This window comes from Methylobacterium sp. GC_Met_3 (assembly GCF_026540775.1).
Classification (GTDB): Bacteria; Pseudomonadota; Alphaproteobacteria; order Rhizobiales; family Beijerinckiaceae; genus Methylobacterium.
The window spans coordinates 94,492-115,762 of the sequence record NZ_JALNUL010000014.1; the positions used below are offsets into that span (position 1 = coordinate 94,492).

Annotated in this window: 19 protein-coding genes and 1 tRNA gene; 8 read left to right on the forward strand and 12 right to left on the reverse strand. The window is 68.9% G+C overall.

Features of this window, described 5'->3' with window-relative positions; genetic code table 11:
* Window positions 1-367: 367 nt before the first annotated feature.
* Complete coding sequence (locus OXS27_RS17790) at window positions 368-2,047, forward strand: HAMP domain-containing methyl-accepting chemotaxis protein (RefSeq protein ID WP_346733026.1); 1,680 nt, start codon at window positions 368-370, stop codon at window positions 2,045-2,047.
* 143 nt (window positions 2,048-2,190) lie between these two features.
* Here the strand turns inward: OXS27_RS17790 and OXS27_RS17795 are convergent.
* The 3 genes from OXS27_RS17795 to rocF form a co-directional block, all read right to left on the reverse strand.
* Window positions 2,191-2,264 (reverse strand) — tRNA-Cys (locus tag OXS27_RS17795).
* Between the two features lie 117 nt (window positions 2,265-2,381).
* Window positions 2,382-3,242 carry an urease accessory protein UreD gene (locus tag OXS27_RS17800; RefSeq protein ID WP_267357956.1) on the reverse strand — a complete coding sequence of 287 codons (861 nt, stop codon included), beginning with the start codon at window positions 3,240-3,242 and terminating at the stop codon, window positions 2,382-2,384.
* The gene (gene rocF, locus OXS27_RS17805) at window positions 3,242-4,207 is read right to left on the reverse strand and encodes an arginase (protein WP_243920862.1); all 966 of its coding nucleotides are present in this window, start codon (window positions 4,205-4,207) and stop codon (window positions 3,242-3,244) included. Before rocF ends, OXS27_RS17800 begins: the two co-directional genes overlap by 1 nt.
* Before the next feature lie 356 nt (window positions 4,208-4,563).
* Between rocF and OXS27_RS17810 the strand changes: the two genes are divergently transcribed.
* Window positions 4,564-6,720, forward strand: coding sequence for a methyl-accepting chemotaxis protein (locus tag OXS27_RS17810; protein WP_267357958.1), 2,157 nt, complete (start codon window positions 4,564-4,566; stop codon window positions 6,718-6,720).
* A 293-nt stretch (window positions 6,721-7,013) separates the two neighbouring features.
* On the opposite strand, the gene OXS27_RS17815 is transcribed toward OXS27_RS17810, so the two are convergent.
* Together OXS27_RS17815 and OXS27_RS17820 are read right to left on the reverse strand one after the other, a co-directional pair.
* Window positions 7,014-8,423, reverse strand: coding sequence for an ATP-binding protein (locus OXS27_RS17815; RefSeq protein WP_267357960.1), 1,410 nt, complete (start codon window positions 8,421-8,423; stop codon window positions 7,014-7,016).
* Window positions 8,420-9,175 carry a response regulator gene (locus OXS27_RS17820; protein WP_243920869.1) on the reverse strand — a complete coding sequence of 252 codons (756 nt, stop codon included), beginning with the start codon at window positions 9,173-9,175 and terminating at the stop codon, window positions 8,420-8,422. Before OXS27_RS17820 ends, OXS27_RS17815 begins: the two co-directional genes overlap by 4 nt.
* A 285-nt stretch (window positions 9,176-9,460) precedes the next feature.
* Here OXS27_RS17820 and OXS27_RS17825 point away from each other — a divergent pair, with 285 nt between their 5' ends.
* Window positions 9,461-11,326 carry a glycoside hydrolase family 15 protein gene (locus OXS27_RS17825; RefSeq protein WP_243920871.1) on the forward strand — a complete coding sequence of 622 codons (1,866 nt, stop codon included), beginning with the start codon at window positions 9,461-9,463 and terminating at the stop codon, window positions 11,324-11,326.
* 41 nt (window positions 11,327-11,367) lie between these two features.
* Here OXS27_RS17825 and OXS27_RS17830 read toward each other — a convergent pair whose 3' ends face one another.
* From OXS27_RS17830 to OXS27_RS17845, 4 genes are all read right to left on the reverse strand, one after another.
* Window positions 11,368-12,891: a DUF2336 domain-containing protein gene (locus OXS27_RS17830; RefSeq protein ID WP_243920873.1), complete on the reverse strand. Its 1,524-nt coding sequence runs from the start codon at window positions 12,889-12,891 to the stop codon at window positions 11,368-11,370.
* Window positions 12,888-13,988, reverse strand: coding sequence for a lytic transglycosylase domain-containing protein (locus tag OXS27_RS17835; protein WP_243921342.1), 1,101 nt, complete (start codon window positions 13,986-13,988; stop codon window positions 12,888-12,890). The genes OXS27_RS17830 and OXS27_RS17835 overlap by 4 nt, the downstream gene beginning before the upstream one ends.
* A 90-nt stretch (window positions 13,989-14,078) precedes the next feature.
* A complete protein-coding gene (locus tag OXS27_RS17840) occupies window positions 14,079-14,708 on the reverse strand; it encodes a flavin reductase family protein (RefSeq protein WP_243920875.1) in 630 nt (209 codons plus the stop codon).
* Window positions 14,709-14,901: 193 nt separating this feature from the next.
* Window positions 14,902-15,465, reverse strand: coding sequence for a nitroreductase (locus tag OXS27_RS17845; protein WP_243920877.1), 564 nt, complete (start codon window positions 15,463-15,465; stop codon window positions 14,902-14,904).
* 136 nt (window positions 15,466-15,601) lie between these two features.
* Between OXS27_RS17845 and OXS27_RS17850 the strand changes: the two genes are divergently transcribed.
* On the forward strand, window positions 15,602-16,525 hold the full coding sequence (locus OXS27_RS17850; RefSeq protein WP_267357964.1) for a hypothetical protein: 924 nt from the start codon (window positions 15,602-15,604) through the stop codon (window positions 16,523-16,525).
* Between the two features lie 18 nt (window positions 16,526-16,543).
* Here the strand turns inward: OXS27_RS17850 and OXS27_RS17855 are convergent, their stop codons facing one another.
* Complete coding sequence (locus OXS27_RS17855; RefSeq protein ID WP_267357966.1) at window positions 16,544-17,416, reverse strand: DMT family transporter; 873 nt, start codon at window positions 17,414-17,416, stop codon at window positions 16,544-16,546.
* Window positions 17,417-17,706: 290 nt separating this feature from the next.
* Here OXS27_RS17855 and OXS27_RS17860 point away from each other — a divergent pair, with 290 nt between their 5' ends.
* Window positions 17,707-18,105 (forward strand): PRC-barrel domain-containing protein, encoded by a 399-nt coding sequence (locus OXS27_RS17860; RefSeq protein ID WP_267357968.1) that lies wholly within the window; start codon window positions 17,707-17,709, stop codon window positions 18,103-18,105.
* A 102-nt stretch (window positions 18,106-18,207) separates the two neighbouring features.
* On the opposite strand, the gene OXS27_RS17865 is transcribed toward OXS27_RS17860, so the two are convergent.
* The gene (locus tag OXS27_RS17865) at window positions 18,208-18,450 is read right to left on the reverse strand and encodes a hypothetical protein (RefSeq protein WP_243920884.1); all 243 of its coding nucleotides are present in this window, start codon (window positions 18,448-18,450) and stop codon (window positions 18,208-18,210) included.
* Window positions 18,451-18,721: 271 nt separating this feature from the next.
* Here OXS27_RS17865 and OXS27_RS17870 point away from each other — a divergent pair, with 271 nt between their 5' ends.
* The 3 genes from OXS27_RS17870 (at window position 18,722) to OXS27_RS17880 (ending at window position 20,033) form a co-directional block, all read left to right on the forward strand.
* Window positions 18,722-19,216: a phosphohydrolase gene (locus OXS27_RS17870; RefSeq protein ID WP_267357970.1), complete on the forward strand. Its 495-nt coding sequence runs from the start codon at window positions 18,722-18,724 to the stop codon at window positions 19,214-19,216.
* A gap of 133 nt (window positions 19,217-19,349) precedes the next feature.
* Window positions 19,350-19,604 carry a hypothetical protein gene (locus tag OXS27_RS17875; RefSeq protein WP_267357973.1) on the forward strand — a complete coding sequence of 85 codons (255 nt, stop codon included), beginning with the start codon at window positions 19,350-19,352 and terminating at the stop codon, window positions 19,602-19,604.
* Window positions 19,605-19,874: 270 nt separating this feature from the next.
* On the forward strand, window positions 19,875-20,033 hold the full coding sequence (locus OXS27_RS17880; RefSeq protein ID WP_267357975.1) for a hypothetical protein: 159 nt from the start codon (window positions 19,875-19,877) through the stop codon (window positions 20,031-20,033).
* A gap of 45 nt (window positions 20,034-20,078) precedes the next feature.
* Here OXS27_RS17880 and OXS27_RS17885 read toward each other — a convergent pair whose 3' ends face one another.
* The gene (locus OXS27_RS17885; protein WP_267357977.1) at window positions 20,079-20,240 is read right to left on the reverse strand and encodes a hypothetical protein; all 162 of its coding nucleotides are present in this window, start codon (window positions 20,238-20,240) and stop codon (window positions 20,079-20,081) included.
* Window positions 20,241-21,271 lie beyond the last annotated feature (1,031 nt).

Below are 21,271 nucleotides of genomic sequence, written 5' to 3' on the forward strand. Positions count from 1 at the left end.
GTACGCAGCCGATCCAACTCACGACGAAAGCCACGCAGCACAAAGGCGCCGCGGTATGGTTTCGAGGTTTCCCAAGCCGAGCCGATCGTTTGCGCACCGAAAGCTGCCGCACGCATCCACGGCCGGATCGTGGCACCGAGCAAAGTCGGGCTACAAGATATCGAAGCGATCGCTGTAATTTAGACGCGCAACAAAATACTTTACCTGGCTTAAACGTACTTAGTATCAATACTTAAGGCAAAATGGTAACTGAATATCACAAACGATCGTTTTTTCTGCCTTTGCCGGCTACGTTCAACTGTGCTCCCGTCGGAACTACGCTATGGCTGCCGTGATCCAGCCCTCAAGCGGAAGCGGCCTCGCCTTGATGCGCATATCCCTCGGCCTCAAGCTCTCGGTCGTCGTCGGCCTCCTGGCCGTCGTTGGCGTCGGGATCGCGCTATTCGCCCTGCGCCAGTCCGCTTTGGAGCAAGAGCGTGCCGCCGCCACCGACAAGATCTGGAATGCCGGGCTCCAGGCCGGTGCCCTCGGGCAGGCAATCGAGCATGCCGTGGTTCAGGCGACGGCGCTCTTCACGTCGGAGGACGTGACGGAGGCCCGGACGCGCCTGTCCGCGCTGCATGAGGCCCTCGCCACCGTCGAGCAGGTGCGCGTGCCGTTCCTTGCGGCGATGGAAGATCAGCTTCCGGAGGATCGCCGCCGCCGCTTCGATCTGTTCGTCAAGGAATTCATCGCCTATCAGAACGACACCGCCGAGCTGGGCCTCACCGTCTCGCCGAAGGCCGCCCTGATCCAGGCGACCGACGAAGCGACGGTGAAGAACCGCGAGCACATGGTCGCCGAAATCGGCCTGGTGGGGCGCGAGGTGCTGAACCGCCTCAACGCCCGCCGCGCCGCGGATGCCGCAGACCGACGGCAGGCGCGGATCACGCTGATCACCGTGCCGGCCCTGGCCCTCGCCATGGGGCTGCTCGCCGCGATCGGGATCATCGTCACGCAGGTTCGGCATCCCCTGCACCGGCTGAAGGCCAGCATGACGGCGCTCGCCGCCAACGACCTGGGGCACGCGATTCCGTTCACGCATCGCCGTGACGAGATCGGCGAGATGGCCGGGTCGATCGCGGCCTTCCAGAGAGCCCTGATCGAAAAAAGCGCTCTCGACGCCGAGGCTCAAACTCGGCGCGACCGCGACCGTAGCCGGGCCGAGACGCTGGCGGCGGCAACGCACGACTTCGAGGTCGAGACCCGGCGTGCGGTCGCCGATCTCGCGGGTTCGGTCGAGGCGATGCAGGCGGCGGCCGATACGCTCTCGGGCAACGCCGGTGACGTGGCGGCCCGGGCGACCGTGGTGGCGGACACCTCCAGCCAGACGGCGGGCATCGTCGACAGCATCGCGAGCGCGGCCGAGGAGCTCTCGGCCTCGGCCCGCGAGATCGAGGGGCGGGTCCGGAACACCAGCGAGATCGCATCGACGGCGCTGGCCGATACGCGGGGCCTGGAGGAGACGGTCCGCTCGCTCTCCCAGGCCGCGGAGGAGATCGGCGCGGTCGTGACCCTGATCCGTGACGTCGCCGAACAGACCAATCTGTTGGCGCTCAACGCCACCATCGAGGCGGCCCGCGCGGGTGCCGCCGGCCGCGGCTTCGCGGTGGTCGCCGCGGAGGTCAAGGCGCTCGCCGGCCAGACTGCACTCGCCACCGACCGCATCACCGGCCAAGTCGGATCGATCCAGGGCGCCGCCGACCGGACCTCCAGCGCCATCGAGACGATCGCGCAGACGATCGCCCGCATGAGCCTGATCGCATCCGAGGTCGCGGAAGCGACCGATCAACAGGGCAATGCCAGCCAGGAGATCGCGCGCGCCATCTTCAACGCGGCCGCGGACGCGCGAAAGGTGTCGGAGAGCGTCGCCGGCGTCCGGGCCGCCGCCGCCTCCAACGACGTTCAGGCCGGCCAAGTACGCGGCAGCGCGGCACGGGTGAACACCGGCACGCACAGCCTGCAGCAGGCGATCGAGACCTACATGCTTCAGGTCCACGGCGCCTGACGCCGCGGCCCCGAGGAGCTTTCAGGACGATCCGAAAGGTTGGCTAAAACCCTCTGCCGGTCGCGGTGGCCGGCTCAAGGCCGAGAACCGCACGGTCCGCGATAGCGTAGGCCATCCGCGAGGATCGATGTCAGGTGAGAAAATGGAGGCCTCGCCCGGAATCGAACCGGGGTGCAAGGATTTGCAGTCCTCTGCGTAACCACTCCGCCACGAGGCCGTACCAACGACGCATCGGCGCCGTGCGGAGCTTGGCGGACAGCTCCGGGTGCGCGTCTCTAGCAGAGGTCGACGGCCGCAGGCAACGGCTTCGACTCGATCGAATCGCAGGATCGTTTCAACTCTGCCAAACCCGCGGCATCGGTAGGCCGCGATAGAAGGTGAGAAAGCGGGCCGTCAGGGTCCGCAGGGGACCGACGCGGTGCGCGAGGGCGCGTACCACGAGATGCCCGTTCCAGGCGCTCGCCGCCGCCTCGATCCCGGATTGATCGCTGTCTGCCAAGATCGCACGCGCCTCATCGAGGCGTGCTTCGGACCCGTCGGAGACGTCGAGCAGCGTCGCGCAGGCGCAAGCGCCGCCGCCGATCGCCGGGCGGGCCAGGAGATCGCTGATCGGGCCCTCGAGCAGGAGGTTGTCGGCGTAGACGAGCCGGCCGGCCCGGCGCACGCGCCACGAATCGTGGAACAGACCGGCGGTGATCCGCTCATTCCGGGCGGCGCGACCGAAGACGACGATCTCCACGGCGAGCAGGGACGCTCCGAGGTCGAGATCAGCCTCGAAAGACCGACGGATCCTGGCCTGATCGAACAGGATCGTCTCTTGCGGCAGCCAAGCCAGCCGAGCCCCTGCCCCCAGGCCCAAGCGGTTCTCGATATGGCTCACCGGCCCGTCCGAGCGGTAGATTTTCTCGGCCGCCGTCGTGGTGAGCACGAGATCGGCCTCTGGTTCGAGGTCGAGCCCGATCGAGAAGGTATCGCCGCACGCCACACCCCCGGCCGTGTTCACGAGCACGGCTTCCAGGGCCCCTTCCCCCCGCGGGAATCGCAGGCGCGAGGGGCCCGCCTCCGACAGGTCGAGGATTCGCGTCGCCCCACCCGCGCTTGCCGGTCCGGCCCGGAGGTGGACGCGGCCGTTCGAGCGCTGGCGTGCCGGCGCCGTCCCGACAGCCCGGCCCGCATCCAGGAGAGGACTATGCATCACGTCCGCTCAGCCGGGTCGCTCGGCACCGCCTCTATCGGCACGGTCGGGCGATCGAGGATGCGGCGCCCGAACAGGCTCGCCGCCAACTCGACCAGCACCTTGGCGCTGCGGCCGCGCTCGTCGAGGAACGGGTTGAGCTCCACGATGTCCAGTGAGCGCACGAGGCCGGAATCGTGCAGCATCTCCATGATCAGGTGGGCTTCGCGGAACGTAGCGCCACCCGGAACCGTCGTGCCGACCCCTGGGGCGATGGCGGGATCGAGGAAATCGATATCGAAGCTGACGTGGAGGTGCGCGCCCTGTTCTGCGACCTGCGCGAGGATTTTTCGCAAGGGCGCGACGACGCCGAACTCGTCGATCGTGCGCATGTCGGTGACCCCAACGCGCCGGGCCGTGACCAGGGCTCGCTCGCCGGCATCGATGGACCGCAGGCCGAACAGGTGGACGTTGCTGGGGCTGAGCGCGGGCGGGGCCGGTTCGGTGAACAGGAGCGGGAAGCCCGCCTCGCCGCATAAAGCCGCGAGCGGCATACCGTGGACGTTGCCGGAGGGTGAGGTCTCCGGCGTGTTGAAGTCGGCATGGGCATCGAGCCAAAGCACGAAGAGCGGGCGGCCCCTTCGGGCGCAGTGGCGCATGACGCCGTCGATCGATCCGAGGGAGAGGCTGTGGTCGCCACCGGCTGTCAGGGGCACCGCGCCCTGATCGAGCGCGTCCTCGACCGCACGCGACAGGGCACGCGTCCAGGCGGCCACGGCGGCGAGCCCACGCCCTCCCGCCGGCCCGTCGGGGGCGATATCGCCGTGATCGGTGACCGAACAGCCGAGATCGGACAGGGCGCGGACGAGGCCGGCAGTGCGTAGAGCCGCCGGTCCCATCAGTGCGCCAGCCTCGCTGGTCCCAACCTCGATCGGCGCGCCGATCAGCGCAATGCGGTCCCCGCCGGAGCTGGCCTCGCTCGTCATCCCATCTCCTTCAGGTCTCTGCACCCCTTCGCTCTAGCAGGCGTCGGGCCGCTCTTCGATGACGCATCGCGGGTGCGACGGCGAAGCGGTCGGACATGGGGCTGGTCCAAAACGGGGTGTGCCTGCGTTCGAGAACAGTATTAGGGCCGCGCGAAGCGGCACATTCAATATTTCATCGGTGACCTTGTGTTCCACACGAGTAAAAATGTGATCGGCACTATCCTTCGCCGTACTGGCCCGCCGCTGTGGAACTGTAATGCCGCCGGAAAACCACGAAGAGTTATCTCCGTCACGGAAAATTAGAAATTTGATGCGATATCGGGGGGAATCGTGTCCAAATGAGATCTTTAACGAACATGACGTGGTTATCTCGGCTCAGCGTCCGTCTTCCCGCGATGATCATCGGCTTGGCATTGCTCAGCGCGACCGTCATGGGGGGCTTCAGCTGGTATACGGCACGGTCAGGACTGATTGGTGCAGCCCAAGAGCGTCTGCAACTCGCGGCGGCAGCTCGCCGGGACGGCATCGAACTCCTGGCGGATCGGATGCAGGCGGACCTGCTGGCTGTCGCGGCCCATCCCCAGATCGTGTCCAACTTCCCGGACCTGATCGAAACCCTCGATCTCGCGAAGCCGGACACCGCCGCGCTCGTCGAGGCGTTCCGGGCGCCGCAGACGGTCGACGCACGGGTCGCGCTCGACGGCAGCGGCATGCCCGCGATGTACGCACGTCGGCACGTCAAGGTGCAGGAGGTGGCGCGCAAGCTCGTTGCTCAGCCGGGTTACGCGGATCTGATCTTCGTCGATGAGGGCGGCCGGGTCGTCTACACGGCCACGAAGGGTGGCGATTTCGCCAAGTCGATCGCGGATCCCGATCTGGCCGGAACCGGCCTCGCGCGCCTCGTCGCGCGGCTCAAGGCGGCCGAACCGGGCACGGTCCTGTTCGAGGATTTCGGCGCCTACCCGGTGGACGGTGTTCCGGCCGCTTTCATCGGGCGCACCATGACCAAGCGCGCCAATGTCGCCATGGGGACCGCACAGGCGGCGGAGCCGATCGGCGCCATCGTCATGCGTGTTACCCCGGTTCTGTTCGACCAGACGCTCGCCAAGCGCGACGGGCTCGGCGAGACGGGGCAGATCTTCGCGGCCGGCGCCGATGGCCTCCTGCGCAGCAATCCGCCGCTGAACCCAGCGCTGAAGGCCGGCGGCAGCCTCGCGCAGCTCGGCCTCGCCGCCGATCGCGTGAAGGCCGGCGGCACCCTCGCTTATACGGCCGCGGATGGATCTCATCTTGCGGCGGCTTCGTCGCTCACCGTGCTGGGCGCCCCCTGGACGGTGGTGGCGGAGCAGGCGGAGGCCGAAGCGACCGCGGCGGTTCGCGCCCTCTCGTTCACCCTGGTCGTGATCGGCCTCTGCATCCTAGCGGCGACGGCCGTACTGGGGCTCCTGCTGGCCCGTTCGATCGTGGCGCCGCTCGGTGCCCTGACCCGTGCGCTGAAGGCGCTCGCCGACCGTCAGGCGCTCGACGATGTGCCCGGTAGCAAGCGGCGGGACGAGATCGGCGACATCGCCCGCGCTGTCGTGACGATCCACGAGATGTCGTTGGAGGATGCCGCACAGCAATTGCAGACCCGCGAGGCCGGGCGCCTGCGGGAGGAGCAGAACCGGCGGGCCATGCTGCAGGACCTTGCCGACGGGTTCGAACAGTCGGTCGGCGGGATCGCCGGTGACCTGACCGAGGCCGTGTCGGCGCTTCAGGATGCATCCGGTGCCATGCGCGTGGCGGTTGCCGGCACCTCCGAACGTTCGACCAGCGTCGCCGCTGCGGCGCGGCAGACGTCCGACAATGTGGATTCCGTCGCGGCCGCGGCCGAGGAACTCGGGGCCACGGTGCGGGAGATCGGCCGTCAGGTCGAGCAGGCGACCGGCCTGTCGGCCGCGGCCGTCGGCGAGGCCCGGCGCGCCGAGCAGACCATGACCGATCTCGCCACGGCGGCAACACGGATCGGCGATGTCGTCGGGATCGTCTCGACCATCGCCGGTCAGACCAATCTGCTGGCGCTCAACGCCACGATCGAGGCGGCCCGGGCCGGTGAAGCGGGACGCGGCTTCGCGGTGGTTGCCGCCGAGGTCAAGGAACTCGCCACCCAAACCAGCCGCGCCACCGACGAGATCGGCCGGCAGGTCGCCGCGATCCAGACCGTCACCGGAGATGCCGTCTCGGCCATCCGCGGGGTCGCATCGCAGATCGAGGCCATGAACGAAGTGTCGACCGGCATCGCCGCCGCCGTGGACCAGCAGGGCGTCACCACCCAGGATATCGTCCGCAGCATGAGTCAGGCCTCGGCTGGAACCGGCATGATGACGACCGACATCGCCGAGGTCGCCCGGGTTGCCGACGGTGCCGGCCACGCTGCCGCATCGGTGGCACGGGCGTCGGACACGCTGGCGGCGCGGGCGGAGCAACTGCGTGCCCAGGTCACCCAGTTCCTGGGCCACATCCGGGCAGCCTGAAAGCAATCGGAATCGCGGTCCGTTAAATGCGCGACAGGCCCCCTCTCCCGTGCGGAGAGGGGGCCTGCGCTCGACCCTGAACCTGTGCCGCCTGACCCAAAATGTGACACCGGTAAGCCCGTGCTGAAGGGTGCTAGAGGGAGCGATAAAAACTCTTAGGATCGAGCACGCCGGCACCGCGCCACACGCGGACGGATCTGATCGCTCGCTTCGCTTCCTGCGCACGCAGAGTTCGCTTCCACGGGGGCGGCGACCCGCGCCGCATTCGGCGCAGCCGGCGTAGCAGCAAACCTCTACGCCGCCTCGGCCGGGACTGGCGCCGGCTTCCGCTCCGCCTGCCCGGCGAAAACCTGTGCCGCGAGCGGCAGTTCGATCGTGGCCGCGAGACCGCCCGCGCGACCGTTTTCGAGGATCAGCCGGCCGTCATGCGCCTCCACGATGGCCTGCACGATCGACAGGCCAAGGCCAAAGCCGCGCGCCTCGTTGAGATTGCGGGCCCGGTCGCCGCGGACGAAGGGCTGCAGCATCGCCTCGCGCTCCGCCTCCGGGATGCCGGGACCGGCATCGCGCACGCAGACCCGGACCCCATGTTCCGAAGCCTCCATGTGGACCTCCGCCCGGCTGCCGTATTTCACGGCATTGTCGACGAGATTCGTCACCGCCCGCTGTAATTCCTCGGGTCGGCCGCGCACGAGGACGTGGCGGCTGCGACCGACGCTCACGGGCGCGCCGATATCCGAGAAGTCGTCGCACACCGTCTGCACCACGGATGCGAGATCGACGAGGGTGAAACTGCTCGCGTCGCGGACCTGACCGTCGCGCACGAAGGACAGGGCGGCCTCCACGAGCCCGTTCATCTGGTCGAGATCGCGCAGGGTGGCGGCCCGGGCGTTGTCGTCTTCGATGAATTCCGCGCGCAGGCGCAGGCGGGTGATCGGCGTGCGCAGGTCATGGCTGATCGCGGCAAGCATCTGCGTGCGGTCGTCGATCAGGCGGCGTACGCGCGATCGCATCCGGTCGAGCGCCCGCGAGACCGCGAGCACTTCGCGTGGCCCCGCTTCCGGAAGGGCGACGTGGTCGTCCCGGGCTCCGAACGCCTCCGCGGCGCCCGCGAGCCGCTTCAGCGGTGCGGTCAGCGCGCGGGTCGCCCAGACGCAGAGCAGCGCCAGCGTCAGCGCGAGGAACACCACGGTGAAGATCAGGGCGCCCTGCCTGGGGGGGCGGAGCGGATCGTTCGGTAGCGTCGCCTGAAGTGTCGCGCCATTGGCCGTCACGATTCCGATATGGAGGCGTTTGGCGGAGCGCTCCTGCTCCGAATCGTCGGCGGATAGGTCGATGATCGTCACCGGGCGCCCGGCGCCGTTCCGAAGCCGGCGGATGACGGGAAGATCCCGGACTGGCTCGGCTCCGGGCGGAGCCTTGCCGTCCCAGGCTTCGACCTGGATCAGCGGCAGGCTGCGCCCGCTGGCCAAGAGCGCCGGCCGGGCCGACGGATCGACGGAATCGAGCAGCCGCGACAGCATGCCGAGGCGGCTTGCCGCGACACCGGGCAACGCGTCGGGGTTCTGCGGTTCGTGCAGCAGCAGGAACGCGGTGGTGGCAACCATATGGGCCACCGCGATTCCCGCCACCACGAGGAGCGCGATCTGGCCCGCGATGGTCGTCGGCCGCAGTCGGGCGCGCAGCCGCCGCAGCACGCTCATGAGCGCGTGACCTCCGGCGTGAACAGGTAGCCCCCGGAACGGATCGTCCGGATGAATTCTGGGTTACGGGTATCGCGTTCGATTTTCTGGCGGATGCGCGAGATCAACACGTCGATGCTGCGCTCGAACGGGCCGGCGGCGCGCCCTTGCGTCAGATCGAGCAGCTGGTCACGCGACAGGACCCGTCCGGGCCGCAGGCACAGGGCGAGCAGCAGGTCGAACTCCGCACCCGTGATCGCGATGCGGGCGCCCTCGGGCGAGAGCACCTGCCGCAGGGAGACGTCGAGCGTCCAGCCCGAGAAATGCAGACGTCGGCGATCGTCCGTATCGGGCGCCTCGGCGGCGACCCGGCGCAGGATCGCGCGGACGCGGGCGAGGAGTTCGCGCGGATTGAACGGCTTGGCGAGATAATCGTCGGCGCCGAGTTCCAGGCCGAGAATCCGGTCCACATCCTCCGACTTCGCGGTCAGGATCAGGATCGGGATCTGCGAGGATTCGCGCAAGCGGCGGCACAGGCTCAAGCCGTCCTCGCCCGGCAACATCAGGTCCAGCACGATCAGATCAATGCGTGACTCCGCGAGCGCCCGGTCCATGTCGGTCCCGTCACCGGCAAGCGTGACCCGGCAATCGTTCCCGCGCAGGTAGCGTGCGATCAGGCTGGAAATCTCCCGATCGTCCTCGACAACGAGGATATGGGGGGTCGCCGGTGCCGTCATCGCGACGGAGTCTGTGTGCGGTTCAGCCTGCATCATGGGCCCATCATGCCCCGAACCAGCGATTATTCGAAGATGGGTGGCGGAACCAATTTGTAAGCGCGTGTTTCTCTGGCCTGGCCGAAACGTTTCCGACAAAGCTTCGGAGACGTCTCTTCAGAATCCGATCCCGATATTCGGATGAGCCCCGACGTCCTGAGCCCGATCGCGCCCCGGTCCTGCGGCGAATCGTCGAGCCGGACTCCCAACGCTGCGGACCCCGGCTACCTCCCCGGTTCAGCGTTCGCCCAGCTTGACGGGTGAAGCCGCCAGCCGGACATCTTCGTGTCGAAGCCCATCAGCGACTACGCCCTCATCGGCGACACCCATTCCTGCGCGCTGATCGCCCGCGATGGCTCGATCGACTGGTTGTGTTGGCCGCGCCACGATTCGCCCGCCCTGTTCGTGAAGCTCCTCGACGACGAGAAAGGCGGCGCCTGCAGCGTGGCGTTCGACGGCCTCGATGGGACGGAGCGGCGCTATCTGCCCGACACCAACATCCTTGAGACGACTTTTACGACACGAACTGGGCGCGCGCGCCTGATCGACGTGATGCCGGTCAATCCCCCGAGCCCCGAGCCCGACGAAGGGCCGGACGGCGAGGGCGAAAGCCGGCTGATCCGCATGCTCACCTGCGAGACGGGCAGCGTCACGGGACTGTTCCGGGTTTGCCCGACCTTCGATTACGCGCGCCGCCCCTGCACGCCCATCGTCGAGGGTGCCTCCGTGCTGTTCGAGGCCGGCGACTGGCGCCTGCGGGTCAACGCGCATCCGCAGCCCGCGGTGGTCGAGGGACGCGCCGAGATCCGGTTCACCCTGGCCGCTGGCGAGACCGCGTATCTGGTCCTCACCCACGGAGAGGACCAGCAGGATGCCTCGATCGACGACTTCGAAGGCGCGCAGCGCCGCCTGAAGAGCACCGTCGAGTACTGGCATCGCTGGTGCGCCCGCAGCACCTATCGCGGGGCCTATCGGGAGGCCGTGATGCGCTCGGCCCTCTGCCTGAAGCTGCTGACGTATTCGCCCTCCGGCGGCATCCTGGCCGCCGCGACCGCTGGTCTGCCCGAGGCCGTGCCGGGCAACCGCAACTACGACTACCGCTTCACCTGGATGCGCGATGCCTCCTTCACGGTGACGGCTTTCGTGATGCTTGGCTACGTGCGCGAGGCCTCCGAATTCCTCCGCTTCCTGCGTGAGCGGGATGGCTCCTACGGCCGCGACACGCGCCTGATGTACGGCATTGCCGACGGCATGCCGCCCGAGGAGGAACTCAGTCATCTCGCCGGTTGGAGCGGCGTGCGGCCCGTGGTCATCGGCAATCTCGCCGAGGGTCAGGACCAGCACGACATCTACGGCGAATTGCTGCGGGCCCTGTGCATCTTCCTCGAAGCGGTCGACTACGACCCGCCCGAGAAGGTCAACGACCGCCTGCCGGAGGTGCTTGACAACCTGACGGCGCGGGCGATCCGCCACCGGCACGATCCGGACAGCGGGATCTGGGAGTTGCGGACGGGGCCGCGCCATCAGGTCCACACCAAGGCGATGATCTGGGTGGCGCTGACCGACGCGGCCCGGATTGCCCGGAACATCAAGGGCATCCCGGAGGCGAAGATCGCTGAGTGGGAGCGCATCGCCGCCGAGGTCCGGGCTGAGTATCTGGACCGGGGCTGGAGCGAGGAGAAGCAGGCCTATGTCGGCGCCTACGATTCGCATCACCTCGACGCGGCGGTGCTGCGTGTCGTCCTGTTCGGAGCCCTCGATCCGCGGGATCCGCGCACGCGTGCGACCCTGGCCGCAGTGGAGCGGGAACTCGGCGCTGGCGACCTGATCTACCGCTATCGCATGGAGGACGGGCTCGAAGGCGATGAGGGCACCTTCACGGCCTGCGCGTTCTGGCGCGTCGGCTGCCTCGCCCTCGACGGCCGCACCGCTGAGGCCAAAGCCGCTTTCGAGCGGCTGATCGCCCGGGGCAACGATCTCGGGCTGTTCGCCGAGGAGATCGATCCGGCGACCGGCGCGCAGCGCGGGAACACGCCGCAGGGGTTTTCGCACATGGCGCTGATCAACGCAGCGCTGCGCCTTGAGGACACCATCGCCCGCTACGGCCTCGCGGACGCGGCCGATGCGCAGGCGCGGCGGGCGGCCGAGTGAGAAGCGCCGGCTGAAAAAGGGCCGCCCTCTTTAGACCGCCGTTAGGCAGCGATCCGGGCTGCCTTATCGGACTCACCCACTACGAATGCGGGCGGCACGGAAATGCGGCTCGCGCGGAACTGGTCGAGCAGGCTGTCTTCCAGGCCGTTCAACACGGCTTCCGTTGCCGCCTCGGCTTTCGGATCCGCAACCGGCGCCTCGGTGCGGTACCACGCGAGGATCTGGTCCGGCAGCGCGTCCAGGATCGCCCCGACTGGGTTGTTGGGTTCTGCGGCCGACGGGATCGCCACGCTGGCAATCGCGGCTTCGGAAACGATGATCGGCGTGGCCTCGGACGCCACGGCGAAGGCGGTCCGGCGCTGATCCTCCAGGGCGGCGCGCCAAGTCGCGTCCAGCGCCTCGGCCTCGCGGCGCGTGGTTTCCCGCGCGACGGCCTCCGCCGCGATGGCACGGGCGGCTTCCCGGGCCTCGTCGCGGGCGGCCTCGGCCTCGTAGCGATTGAGGAGCACGAGGACCGGTTGCATCTCGGCACCTGGCAGGCTGCCGCAGGCATCGATCGCGCAGGCGATGATCCGCTGCGACAGGCCGGTGCCGCGGACGGGCATCGCGTGCCGGGCGACATCCTGCCAAGCGGACAGGGCGGCCTGCATCGCCGGCAGCAGCGCGTCGGGGAGACCGGCCCGCCGGTGCAGGTCGGCGAAGCTCCGCGGATCGCGCATGGCCCGGGCCACGCCGGCATGGTCCTGGCCGGACAGGTCGGCGAGGGCGGCGAGGGCGAACTCGGTCCGCCCGGACAGCACGGCGCGCAGGATCAGTCCGGCGGTCAGTTGGTGGCTTGATCGCAGATGAGTGACCAAACGGGCGATGCCGGCGGCGCCGCTGTCTTCGCAGACTTCGAGGGCGACGCGCTCGCCGACCTCGCGGCGCAGCCGCTCGCAGCGCTCACCTCCGAGCCAGCCCCGGTCGATCACGAAGCCGGAGAGCGCCTGCGCCACCGCGAGGCCGAGCGCGTGGCGCACCTCCGGCGGGAGGTCGGCCCGGCCCAGCAGGGCCTCGCGCAGATCGGCCTCCGCACCCCGGCGCTCGATCATGCGCAGCATCCGGCCCGCGGTGATCTTGGCCGTCGGGTTGCGGACGAGCGCGACCAGGGTCTCGAGTTCGCCGATCTCGGCCAGCGCCCCGGAGACCGCGTGCGAGAGATGATGGCGGGCGGCGATCACGGCGCGCGTCGTCTCGTCGCCGAGGGCGGCCGCGTCCACGAGGTCGGCGTCCGTCAGGACCGGCGATCGCGCCAGGATCAAGCGCGCCACCTCGGGCACGTCGCAGGAGAGCGCGACCACCAGCGGACGCGGCGTCCGCGCCGAGGCCGCACAGGTCTCCGCAAGGGCGCGCCGAACCACCGGCGAGGGATCGTCCAGCAGGGTCAGCAGGGCGGTCTTGGCTTCCCAGGCCTCGTCCGCGGCGAGGTCGCCGTAGAGATAGGCCCGCGCCAGGACCGCGGCCGCCTCGGCGCGTCGGGACGCAGAGGCATTCTGCGTCCGGGTCAGGAACTCGCGGATGATCATGGACCCCTCCGGGGTGCGAACAGGCTGTTCCTGACGGTGGCCGTGGAACCCGCCGCGGCGAGCTCAGCCGGGCGCCGCGGCGGCAGGGGCGGGTTGGCCAGTGCGCTGCCGGGCGGCGGCGCAGCGGGCGCGGCGAGCGCACCGGTCACGTCCGGATCCGGCTTCGGCGCCCCCGTGAACGGATCGGAACCGGTCCGCGGGAAGTAGGTCGGCGCAGCGTAGGCAGCCGGCTGCGCCTGGCTGCGCGCCTGCAGGTTCCGCGCGGCAGCATCTGAAGCGGTCACGCGCGGATCCGTCTGGAACAGGCTGCGCAGATCGCTGGTGCCGCCGAAGGCCGTCGCGGCGCTCGCATAGGCCGAGACTGCCTGCGGTACCGCCGCCTCTCCCTGGCGCAGGCTCGTGAGGTCGGTGGCCGCAGTGCCTTGGGCGGCAGCGCCCTGGGCGGCCGCCGCGAGGCTGGCATACAGTTCTGCGGCGCTCCGCGCGCGGCCCGTGCGATCGTAGAACAAGGCCCGGTTGGCGGAAGCGGCTTCCGGTAGGTCGAGGGCGGCGGCGCGGGCGGGGAAGGCGCGCGCGGTCGCAATCAGCGCGGCCGCGCCCTTGGCGCCGAGCACATGCGCCACGTAGAGATCACCCGCGGTCGGTTCGCGGCCGAGCGCTCCCGAAAGCGCATCGGCGTTCTGCTGCGTCAGGGCACCGGCGAGCGTCGCCGAGACTTTCGGATCCCGGCGCAGGTCGAGGATGGCCTGCCTCTGCCCGGCATCCGCCACCGCGTAGCTGCCGTCCGCCTGCCGGGTGATGGCGTCGGCCTCGGCCTGAAGCCCGAGCCGCGGCCCGGCATTCTTCATGACGCCGAGCCACGTCTGCTCGATGAACTGGAACAGCCCCGTGGCCGACGAGGTCCCGGCCTTGGCGGCGGGATCGAGGGCGGATTCCCGCCGGGCCGTCGCGAGCAGGTAGTCGAACCCGACGCCGCTCGCCATCGCGCCATCGCGGATCGCCTGGACCACCGGTCCGGAGACGGCCGTGCCCGGCATCGCCCGTGCCGGGGGCGGCGGGCTGTCAGGTGGGCTGGATGGCGTGGTGAACAGGAACATCCGGGCGCGCACGGGGGCTGAAGACCCCCGGAATCTGCGCTCGCCATGGTAAACAAGTTCTCAATCGGATCACGAAGACCCGGTCCGTTTTCAGGACGGTGAGAACTCGCCCGCGCCCTTCGGCCGGCGCATCTGGAAGCGCGTGTCCTGCGTTACTTGGAAATAATCGAAGTATCCACCACGCATGATCGGGTGCATCGCCCCGGTATCGACCATCCCGTCCTTCACATAAGCCTCGTCGACGTAGATCGAAACCACCTGGCCGATGACGAGAAAGTTCTCGGCCTCGGTGCCGTCGAGCGGGGTCAGTGGTACGGTCTGCAGCCACCGGCATTCGAGGGCCGCCGGCGAGGCCGCGACCCGCGGCGGACGCACCTTCTGCGAGGGCGCGGTGGCGAGCCCGGCGAAGGCGAACTCGCTCTCGCCGCGTGGCAGCGGCGCCGAGGAATCGTTCATCCCGTCACGCAGGTCCCAGGTAGCAAGGCTGCACACGAACTCCGCGCCCTCCTCCGCGAAGGTCATCGCGTCCTTCCGGCCCGAGGACGAGAAGGCGACCATGTTGTCGGCCACCGCGTTGAAGAACGAGTAGGGCGCGAGGTTCAGTTTGCCGTCGCGGCTCATGGAACTGATCCAGCCGATCGGACGCGGCGCCACGATCGCCTTAAGCGGATTGTGCGGAAGCGCGCGCGCCTCGCGGGGAACGTCGAGATCGTAATGCACGGGGGACCTCCGAAGCGCTGACCGGCGGGGCCCGGGCAGCGGCGTAGACTGGTCCATAACGCATCGGAGCGGGCGGAAGACGCCCCCTTAGACAGATTCCGGAGCCGATGCCCGACGATGAGGGGCCCGAGCGCGCTTCGCTGCGCGCGCGATGACGGTTGAGAGCGGACAGGCCGACTGCCCGACCGGCCCCTCAGAGATACGTCACGATCTCGTCGAGCGCCGGCCGCGGCCGGTCGGAGGGGACTTCGCGGGCGCGGCCGATATGGACGAAACCCGCCAGCTTCTCCGAGGGCGCCAGACCCAGGGCATCCAGGACGCGGCGGTCGTAGGCGAACCATTCCGTCAGCCAGGATGTCGCGAACCCGGCCGCGTTCGCGGCGATCACGAGGTTCATGGTGGCGGCGCCGACGGAGAGCACCTGCTCCCATTCGGGAATCTTCACGTGCGGACCCGCCCGCGACACCACCGCGACCGCGACGGGGGCATGCGTCAGGCGGGCGCGCTCCTGCGCGAGGCGTTCCGGCGTCGCGTCCGGATTGTCCGCCGCGAAGGTCGCCGCGATGGTCTCGCCGACCCGGTCCCGCGCTGCCCCTGCGATGACGATGAAGCGCCAGGGTGCGAGCTTGCCGTGGTCCGGCACGCGGGACGCCGCCGTCAGGATCGTTTCGAGCTGGGCCCGATCGGGTCCGGGCTCGTCCAGCAGCAGCGGCGGCACCGAGCGACGGGTCTTCAAGAGTTCGAGGGTGGCGGTCATGCGCGTCGTCCCAGGTTCGCGATGCCGACGGGATGTGGCATGCGCGGGTCGCGCCGGGAAGTGCGGCCTTGCCGTCGCCATGGTCCCGATGCAGAGGCGGGGGCCATCCGCCGGGCGGAGGCAAGGGATCCGATCGATGCGCACGAGGCTGGCCGCGATGGCGTTGGCGATTCTCGTCACGGGATCAGCGCTCGTGCCCGCCCGCGCCCAGCAGGATCCGCTTCAGAATCGCCTTGGCGGTCCCCTGCCCTCGCCGTCGATCACGACGCCGAATCTGCCGCCCGCCCTCCCCTCCGCCGAGCCGGACGCCCCCCTTTCCCTGTCGGCGCTGCTGTCGGGCCCCGGAATTCCGCTGCGCCAGGGGCTCGCGTGGCGGATCTACGAGGAAGCCAACGACGGTGTCCGGCCCTCGATCGTCGCCCGTTCGACCGAGGCCGAGCCGCGCTTCGTGCTGGCTCCCGGCACCTACACGGCGACCGTGGCGTACGGCTTTGCCAGCGCGTCCAAGCGGATCGTGATGGCGGGCCAGCCGATCACCGAGACGCTGCGCGTCGCGGCCGGCGCGCTGAAGCTCTCGGGCGCGGTCGGCGACCAGAAGATTCCCCCCGGCGAAGTGTCGTTCTCGGTCTTCGTACCGGTCGGGACCAATTCCGAGGGGCGGCTGGTGCGCGGCGGCATCAAGACCGGCGAGTTGCTCCGGCTGCCGGAGGGCACCTACCATGTGGTGTCGATCTACGGTGAGTCGAACGCGATCCAGCGCGCCGACCTCCGCGTGGAGAACGGCAAGGTGACGGAAGCGACCCTCAACCACCGGGCCGCGACCGTGACCCTGAAGCTCGTGGCGGCACCGGGTGCGGAAGCGTTCGCCGGCACCGCGTTCTCGGTGCTCACGCCCGGCGGCGACACGATTCGGGAAGCCATCGGGGCCTTCCCGCAGGTGACGCTCGCGGAGGGCGACTACGTGCTGATCGCCCGTCACGACGGGCAGGTCTATACCCGCGAGTTCAAGGTCGAGAGCGGGCTCGACCGCGACATCGAGGTGGTGGCCAAGTCTGGCTGATGCCTCCGGCGGCGTGCCTCATGTAAACCGCCGGGCCAGGGCCACGCAGAGCGCGACCGCCGCCGCCGCACCGATCATCGCAGGTTCGATCCGCTCGCCCAACACGAGGGCGGCGACGCCGAGCCCCAGGAACGGCTGCAGCAGCTGAAGCTGTCCGATCGCGGCGATCCCACCCCGGGCGAGCGCCCGGTACCAGAACACGAAGCCGATCAGCATGCTGAACAGCGACACGTAGGCGAGCCCCGCCCAGGCCGGCATGGGGATGGACGCGAACGCGCTCGGGCTCAGGATCAGCGCCAACGGCAGGCTCACCGGCAGCGACAGCACCGTGGCCCAGGCGATCACCTGCCAGCCACCGAGTCGTCGCGCCAGGACGCCGCCCTCGGCATAACCCAGGCCGCAGACCAGGACCGCAGCGAACATCAGGGCATCGCCGAGTCCGGGCGGACTCTCGAGGCCGCGCGCGGCGAAGCCGACGGTGATCAGAGCCCCGCAGATCGAGAGCAGCCAGAACGTGGGAGACGGCCGCTCACCGGAGCGAAGGGCCCCGAACAAGGCCGTGGCGAGCGGTAGCAGACCGACGAAAACCGTGCCGTGCGCCGCGCTCACGGTCCGCAGAGCCAGGGCCGTGAGCACGGGGAAGCCCACCACCACGCCGGCCGCCACGATCATCAGTGCGGGGATGTCCCGCCCGCGGGGACGCTTTTCCCGGAAGGCCGCGAGGGCCATCGCGCCGGTGAGGCCGGCCAGGGCTGCCCGGGCGGCGCTGAGGAACAGCGCATCCATGCCGGTGAGCGCGAGGCGTGTCGCCACCAGCGATGCGCTGAAGATGGAGACGCCGATGAGGCCATCGATCCATGCGCCCGCAGCGCCGTGCTGCGCCGCCGTCATTTGAACCGCCCGTCCCGTCACCCGTCCCTCCCGCTCGCCCCTTCGCAGCGGGGTGCCATCGCCGAACCCATCCGGCCAGGGACGATGCCGCGTCGTGCGGTCGATCTGTCCTGGTCTGCAAGCAGTACGGTTCACAGCCACCGCGCGAAACCGAGCTATCGAGGCCGCATGCGCATCGGCGACGGTCGCCGATCGTTCCATGTTTTCGAGATTAACATTTCTGGGATGCGCCGGAACGATACCGGGCGCTGCGGCTTACCAGCGACCCATTTGGGCTTCTGGAGATACCGATGCGCTGCTTCGTCCTCGCCACCCTCGCCGTTGCAGCTTTGGCCGGCCCGGCCCTCGCCGCCAATGAGGCGCCCAAGACCGTCGCCCCGAAGTTTGAGTCGGTCCCGCAGGACGCGGTCCTGAGCTACAACCTGATCGGTCTCAACATCACCGACGCGCAGAACAGCACGGTCGGCGAGATCAAGGACCTCGTGATCGATCACGACAAGCTCACCGGCTACATCGTCTCGGTCGGCGGCTTCCTCGGGATGGGCGAGCACTACGTCGCGGTCTCGCCGTCGTCGATCGCCCTCGGCTACGATGCCGACGCCAAGAAGTGGAAGGCGATCATCGGCGCCACCAAGGAGCAGCTCAAGGCTGCGCCCGAGTTCAAGTACGACGGCAAGTTCAAGCGCTGATCGTCTGAATGCGTCCCCGCCCGAAGACTGGGCGGGGACTGTCCGGCACCGCTAGGTGGCGCGGCGACGGAAACCGCCGGTCGCCCCACTCAACCGTGCCGCTCAGATGTGGCCGTCGAGCGCTTCGCGCGCCAAGCGCGAGACCAGGGCTTCCCGCCGCGCCTGACGGAGGATGATGCGCGCTGCAGCCCGTGCGTTGGACGCGCGGAGTTCGGCCTGTGGCCCGCCCTCCCGGAGGGCACGCGACGCCAGGGCACGAAACCATTTTATATTGGCCAGAGCGGCGGCACGGCGGCTGATCGGACCACCGACATCAAGCGGCTTCTCGAGTGCAACGGACGCCATTGGCTCAATCCTGGACTGCGAACCACCGCTTGTCCGATTTCAAGACAAGAAATGGCAGTGCATGGTCACTTGGGCAATAGTGATGCCGCCAATAACTTTATGACCAAACAGAAATTTTCGGCATCCTCGAAACGTGGTAGGCCCGTATTGAGCCGACTGCTTAAGTGACGCGACCGGGTCGCGGCGCGGGAACGCGGTAGCGCGGCTGTGAGTCTCCGTCTTGGAGCGGACAGATGGTTCGCGCTGCCGGACGACTTTGGCGGGGAGGCCCGTGTCGACGATCTTCGATGCTCACACCTTCGCTCTCACCGCGCATGCGGGCCAACTCGACAAGGGTGGCGAACCCTGCATGCGGCACTTGGAGCGCGTCGCAAACGCTGCCCTCGCCCGAGCCGGCCACGCTCGCCTCGTCGATGGATTGGACCTCGATCCGATGCAGGTTATGCAGGCCGCGTTGCTTCACGATGTGCTGGAGGATACCCCGCGCACCGCCTCGGACCTGCGCGTGGCCGGTTTCGCACCCGCGATCATCCGGACCGTGACGCTGCTCACGAAGCCCGCAGCGCGAATCGCCTATTCGGACCGGATCACCACGCTGATCGAGGCGGACGATCTGGCCGCGATCCTCGTGAAGATGTCCGACACGGAGGACAACCTCGTCCCCGCCCGAATCCCGCCCTCCGCATCCTTCCTGCGGGAGCGTTACGCCACGGCGCTCGAGCGGCTCAGGGAAGCCGCAGCCGCAAAGGGTTATACGGGCCGCTGACGTTGCCCCGATCCGGGACGGCCCGTCCCGAACGTCTGCGGGCGGGCCCAGGAACAGCCACGCCAAAGCGGGGTTCCCCGGAGAACCGGCGCCGATCTGCCTGCGGCTGCCGGCCCAAAAAGGGAGACACGCCATGAAGCTTACGACCCTTGTTCTCGCCGGCCTCGTCGTCGCCGCTACGCCCGCCCTGGCAGTCGAGAGCGCTGGCGGAACGAGCCGCTCCGGCACGGCCAACAGCACCGGCCCCAACGATGCCGGTTCGGGATCGACCCCGGGCGCGAACGGCAGCGGGCCATCCACCGGGTCGATGAGCCGTTCCGGGACAACCAACAGCACGGGCGCCAACGACGCCGGCTCCGGATCGAAGCCGGGTCCCTCGGGCCGCTGAGGCCCACGGAACCAGCACCTGCGGAACGCTCTGCCCGAGTGACTCGGGCGGAGCCGAGGACCACGCGGTGCCCGCCGCTCCGCAGCCGTAACATTCGTGACCTTTGGGATTGTCGGAGCCGCCGGCCGGACCGTGACTGAAGGGTCAGGCCGACGCCACCAGAGCCGCACCCGTCATAGCTCCGGCCCTTCGCGCCACCTGGGCGACCGGTACGGAGGGGGGCTGAAGGTCGGAGGTTCGACCTTCTCGATGCACTTCTAGGGAGGATCCATGCTGATGTTGAAACGGGTCGCATGCCTCGGGCTTCTGATTTGCGGGCTGGCAGCCTGCGACGACAAGCAGGCGCAGAACAACGCGCCGACGACGCCGGATTCCCAAAAGCTGGAGCCGCAAACCGATCAATCCGCCCCGAGCAACCAGAAGCAGTAGCCGGCCGCCGGCCTGTTTCCGCGGTTGCTGTCCCTGCGTCGGTTGTCAGTGCCCTGTCGGGCCTGGTTCGGATGGGGCATCGCCGTTCTGGGCGATGATCATCGGGGTGGCGGCTGCGAAGCCTGCGGCTTCCGCCGTGATCAGGTCATCGAGTGCGTCGATGACGTGGAGCGTGCGATCGACTGCCCAGTGCAGGATCCCGTCCATGGCTCGTCTCTACCGTTGGAGCGCGCCGCCGCGGGAACGGCGGCGCCTCAGGTTTCGTGTGTCATGCGGCTTGCGGTCGCCGTGATCAGACGAAGTGCAGCGGCAGGGCCCGGTCGAGCATCTCGGCATAGGTGCCGGCCAGGACTGCAACGGTCGCGGCGGCGGCGGCAGCGGCGACGGTGAGGCGGGTGATGACGGTCATTGTTTGTCTCCATCGGGTGCGCGGTTGTGTTCGCGGCGTGTCTCCGATGTAAGCTCAAGCTTTCAGGGTTGACGTGCTCCGGCACACGATCGAGGGACGAGAATCCAGCCCGTCGGCTTCGCCTCAGGTGATGAGCAGCGCCATCCGATCAGCCCCGCGAGGGCATGCGGTGGCCTATCGACACCTCTGCCGGGCTCAGCAATCGCCGCAGATCGGCTTGGCCGTCCGCTGACCCGCACGTTCGAGGCGATCCATGGTCGAATCCCGGCCCCGGATCGGCGTCGGCACACCACGTCGATCGTCATTCCCGGCCGGCGGCATGCTGGCCATGCCGTTGAGCCCAGTTGCATCGCGTGAACTCGAGCGGCCGCCATTCCGCGTATCGACAATGGCTGATCGGCCAATCGGGCCGGCGCGCAGGGGGGCCCACGCAGCCCTGTCGCGGGCGGACTTATCGAGCTGCGCTGCGGGATCGACGCCGCCTCCGGCTCCGAGGCCGGGTTTTAGAAGCCGGCCGGGCTCATAGCTCGGCGGCAGGGCGCTGTTGGAGATCGCGAGCGGCTCGATAGCGGCGGCGTGGGGCGCTGTTGCAGACGGACCCACGCAGGCACCGAGGGTCGGTGCACAGCAGAGCAGGGTGGCGATCCGCAGAGCGACGATGGTGGGCTCCTCTAGGTTCGGGGGCCAACCCCACCGAGATGATAAAACACCAAGCCGCAGGGCTGAGCCCATCCCGGCTGTCAATCTGACAGACCGGCGAAATCATATATTCACGCGGAGGGAATGGTGGGCGCACTAGGGTTCGAACCTAGGACCCGCTGATTAAGAG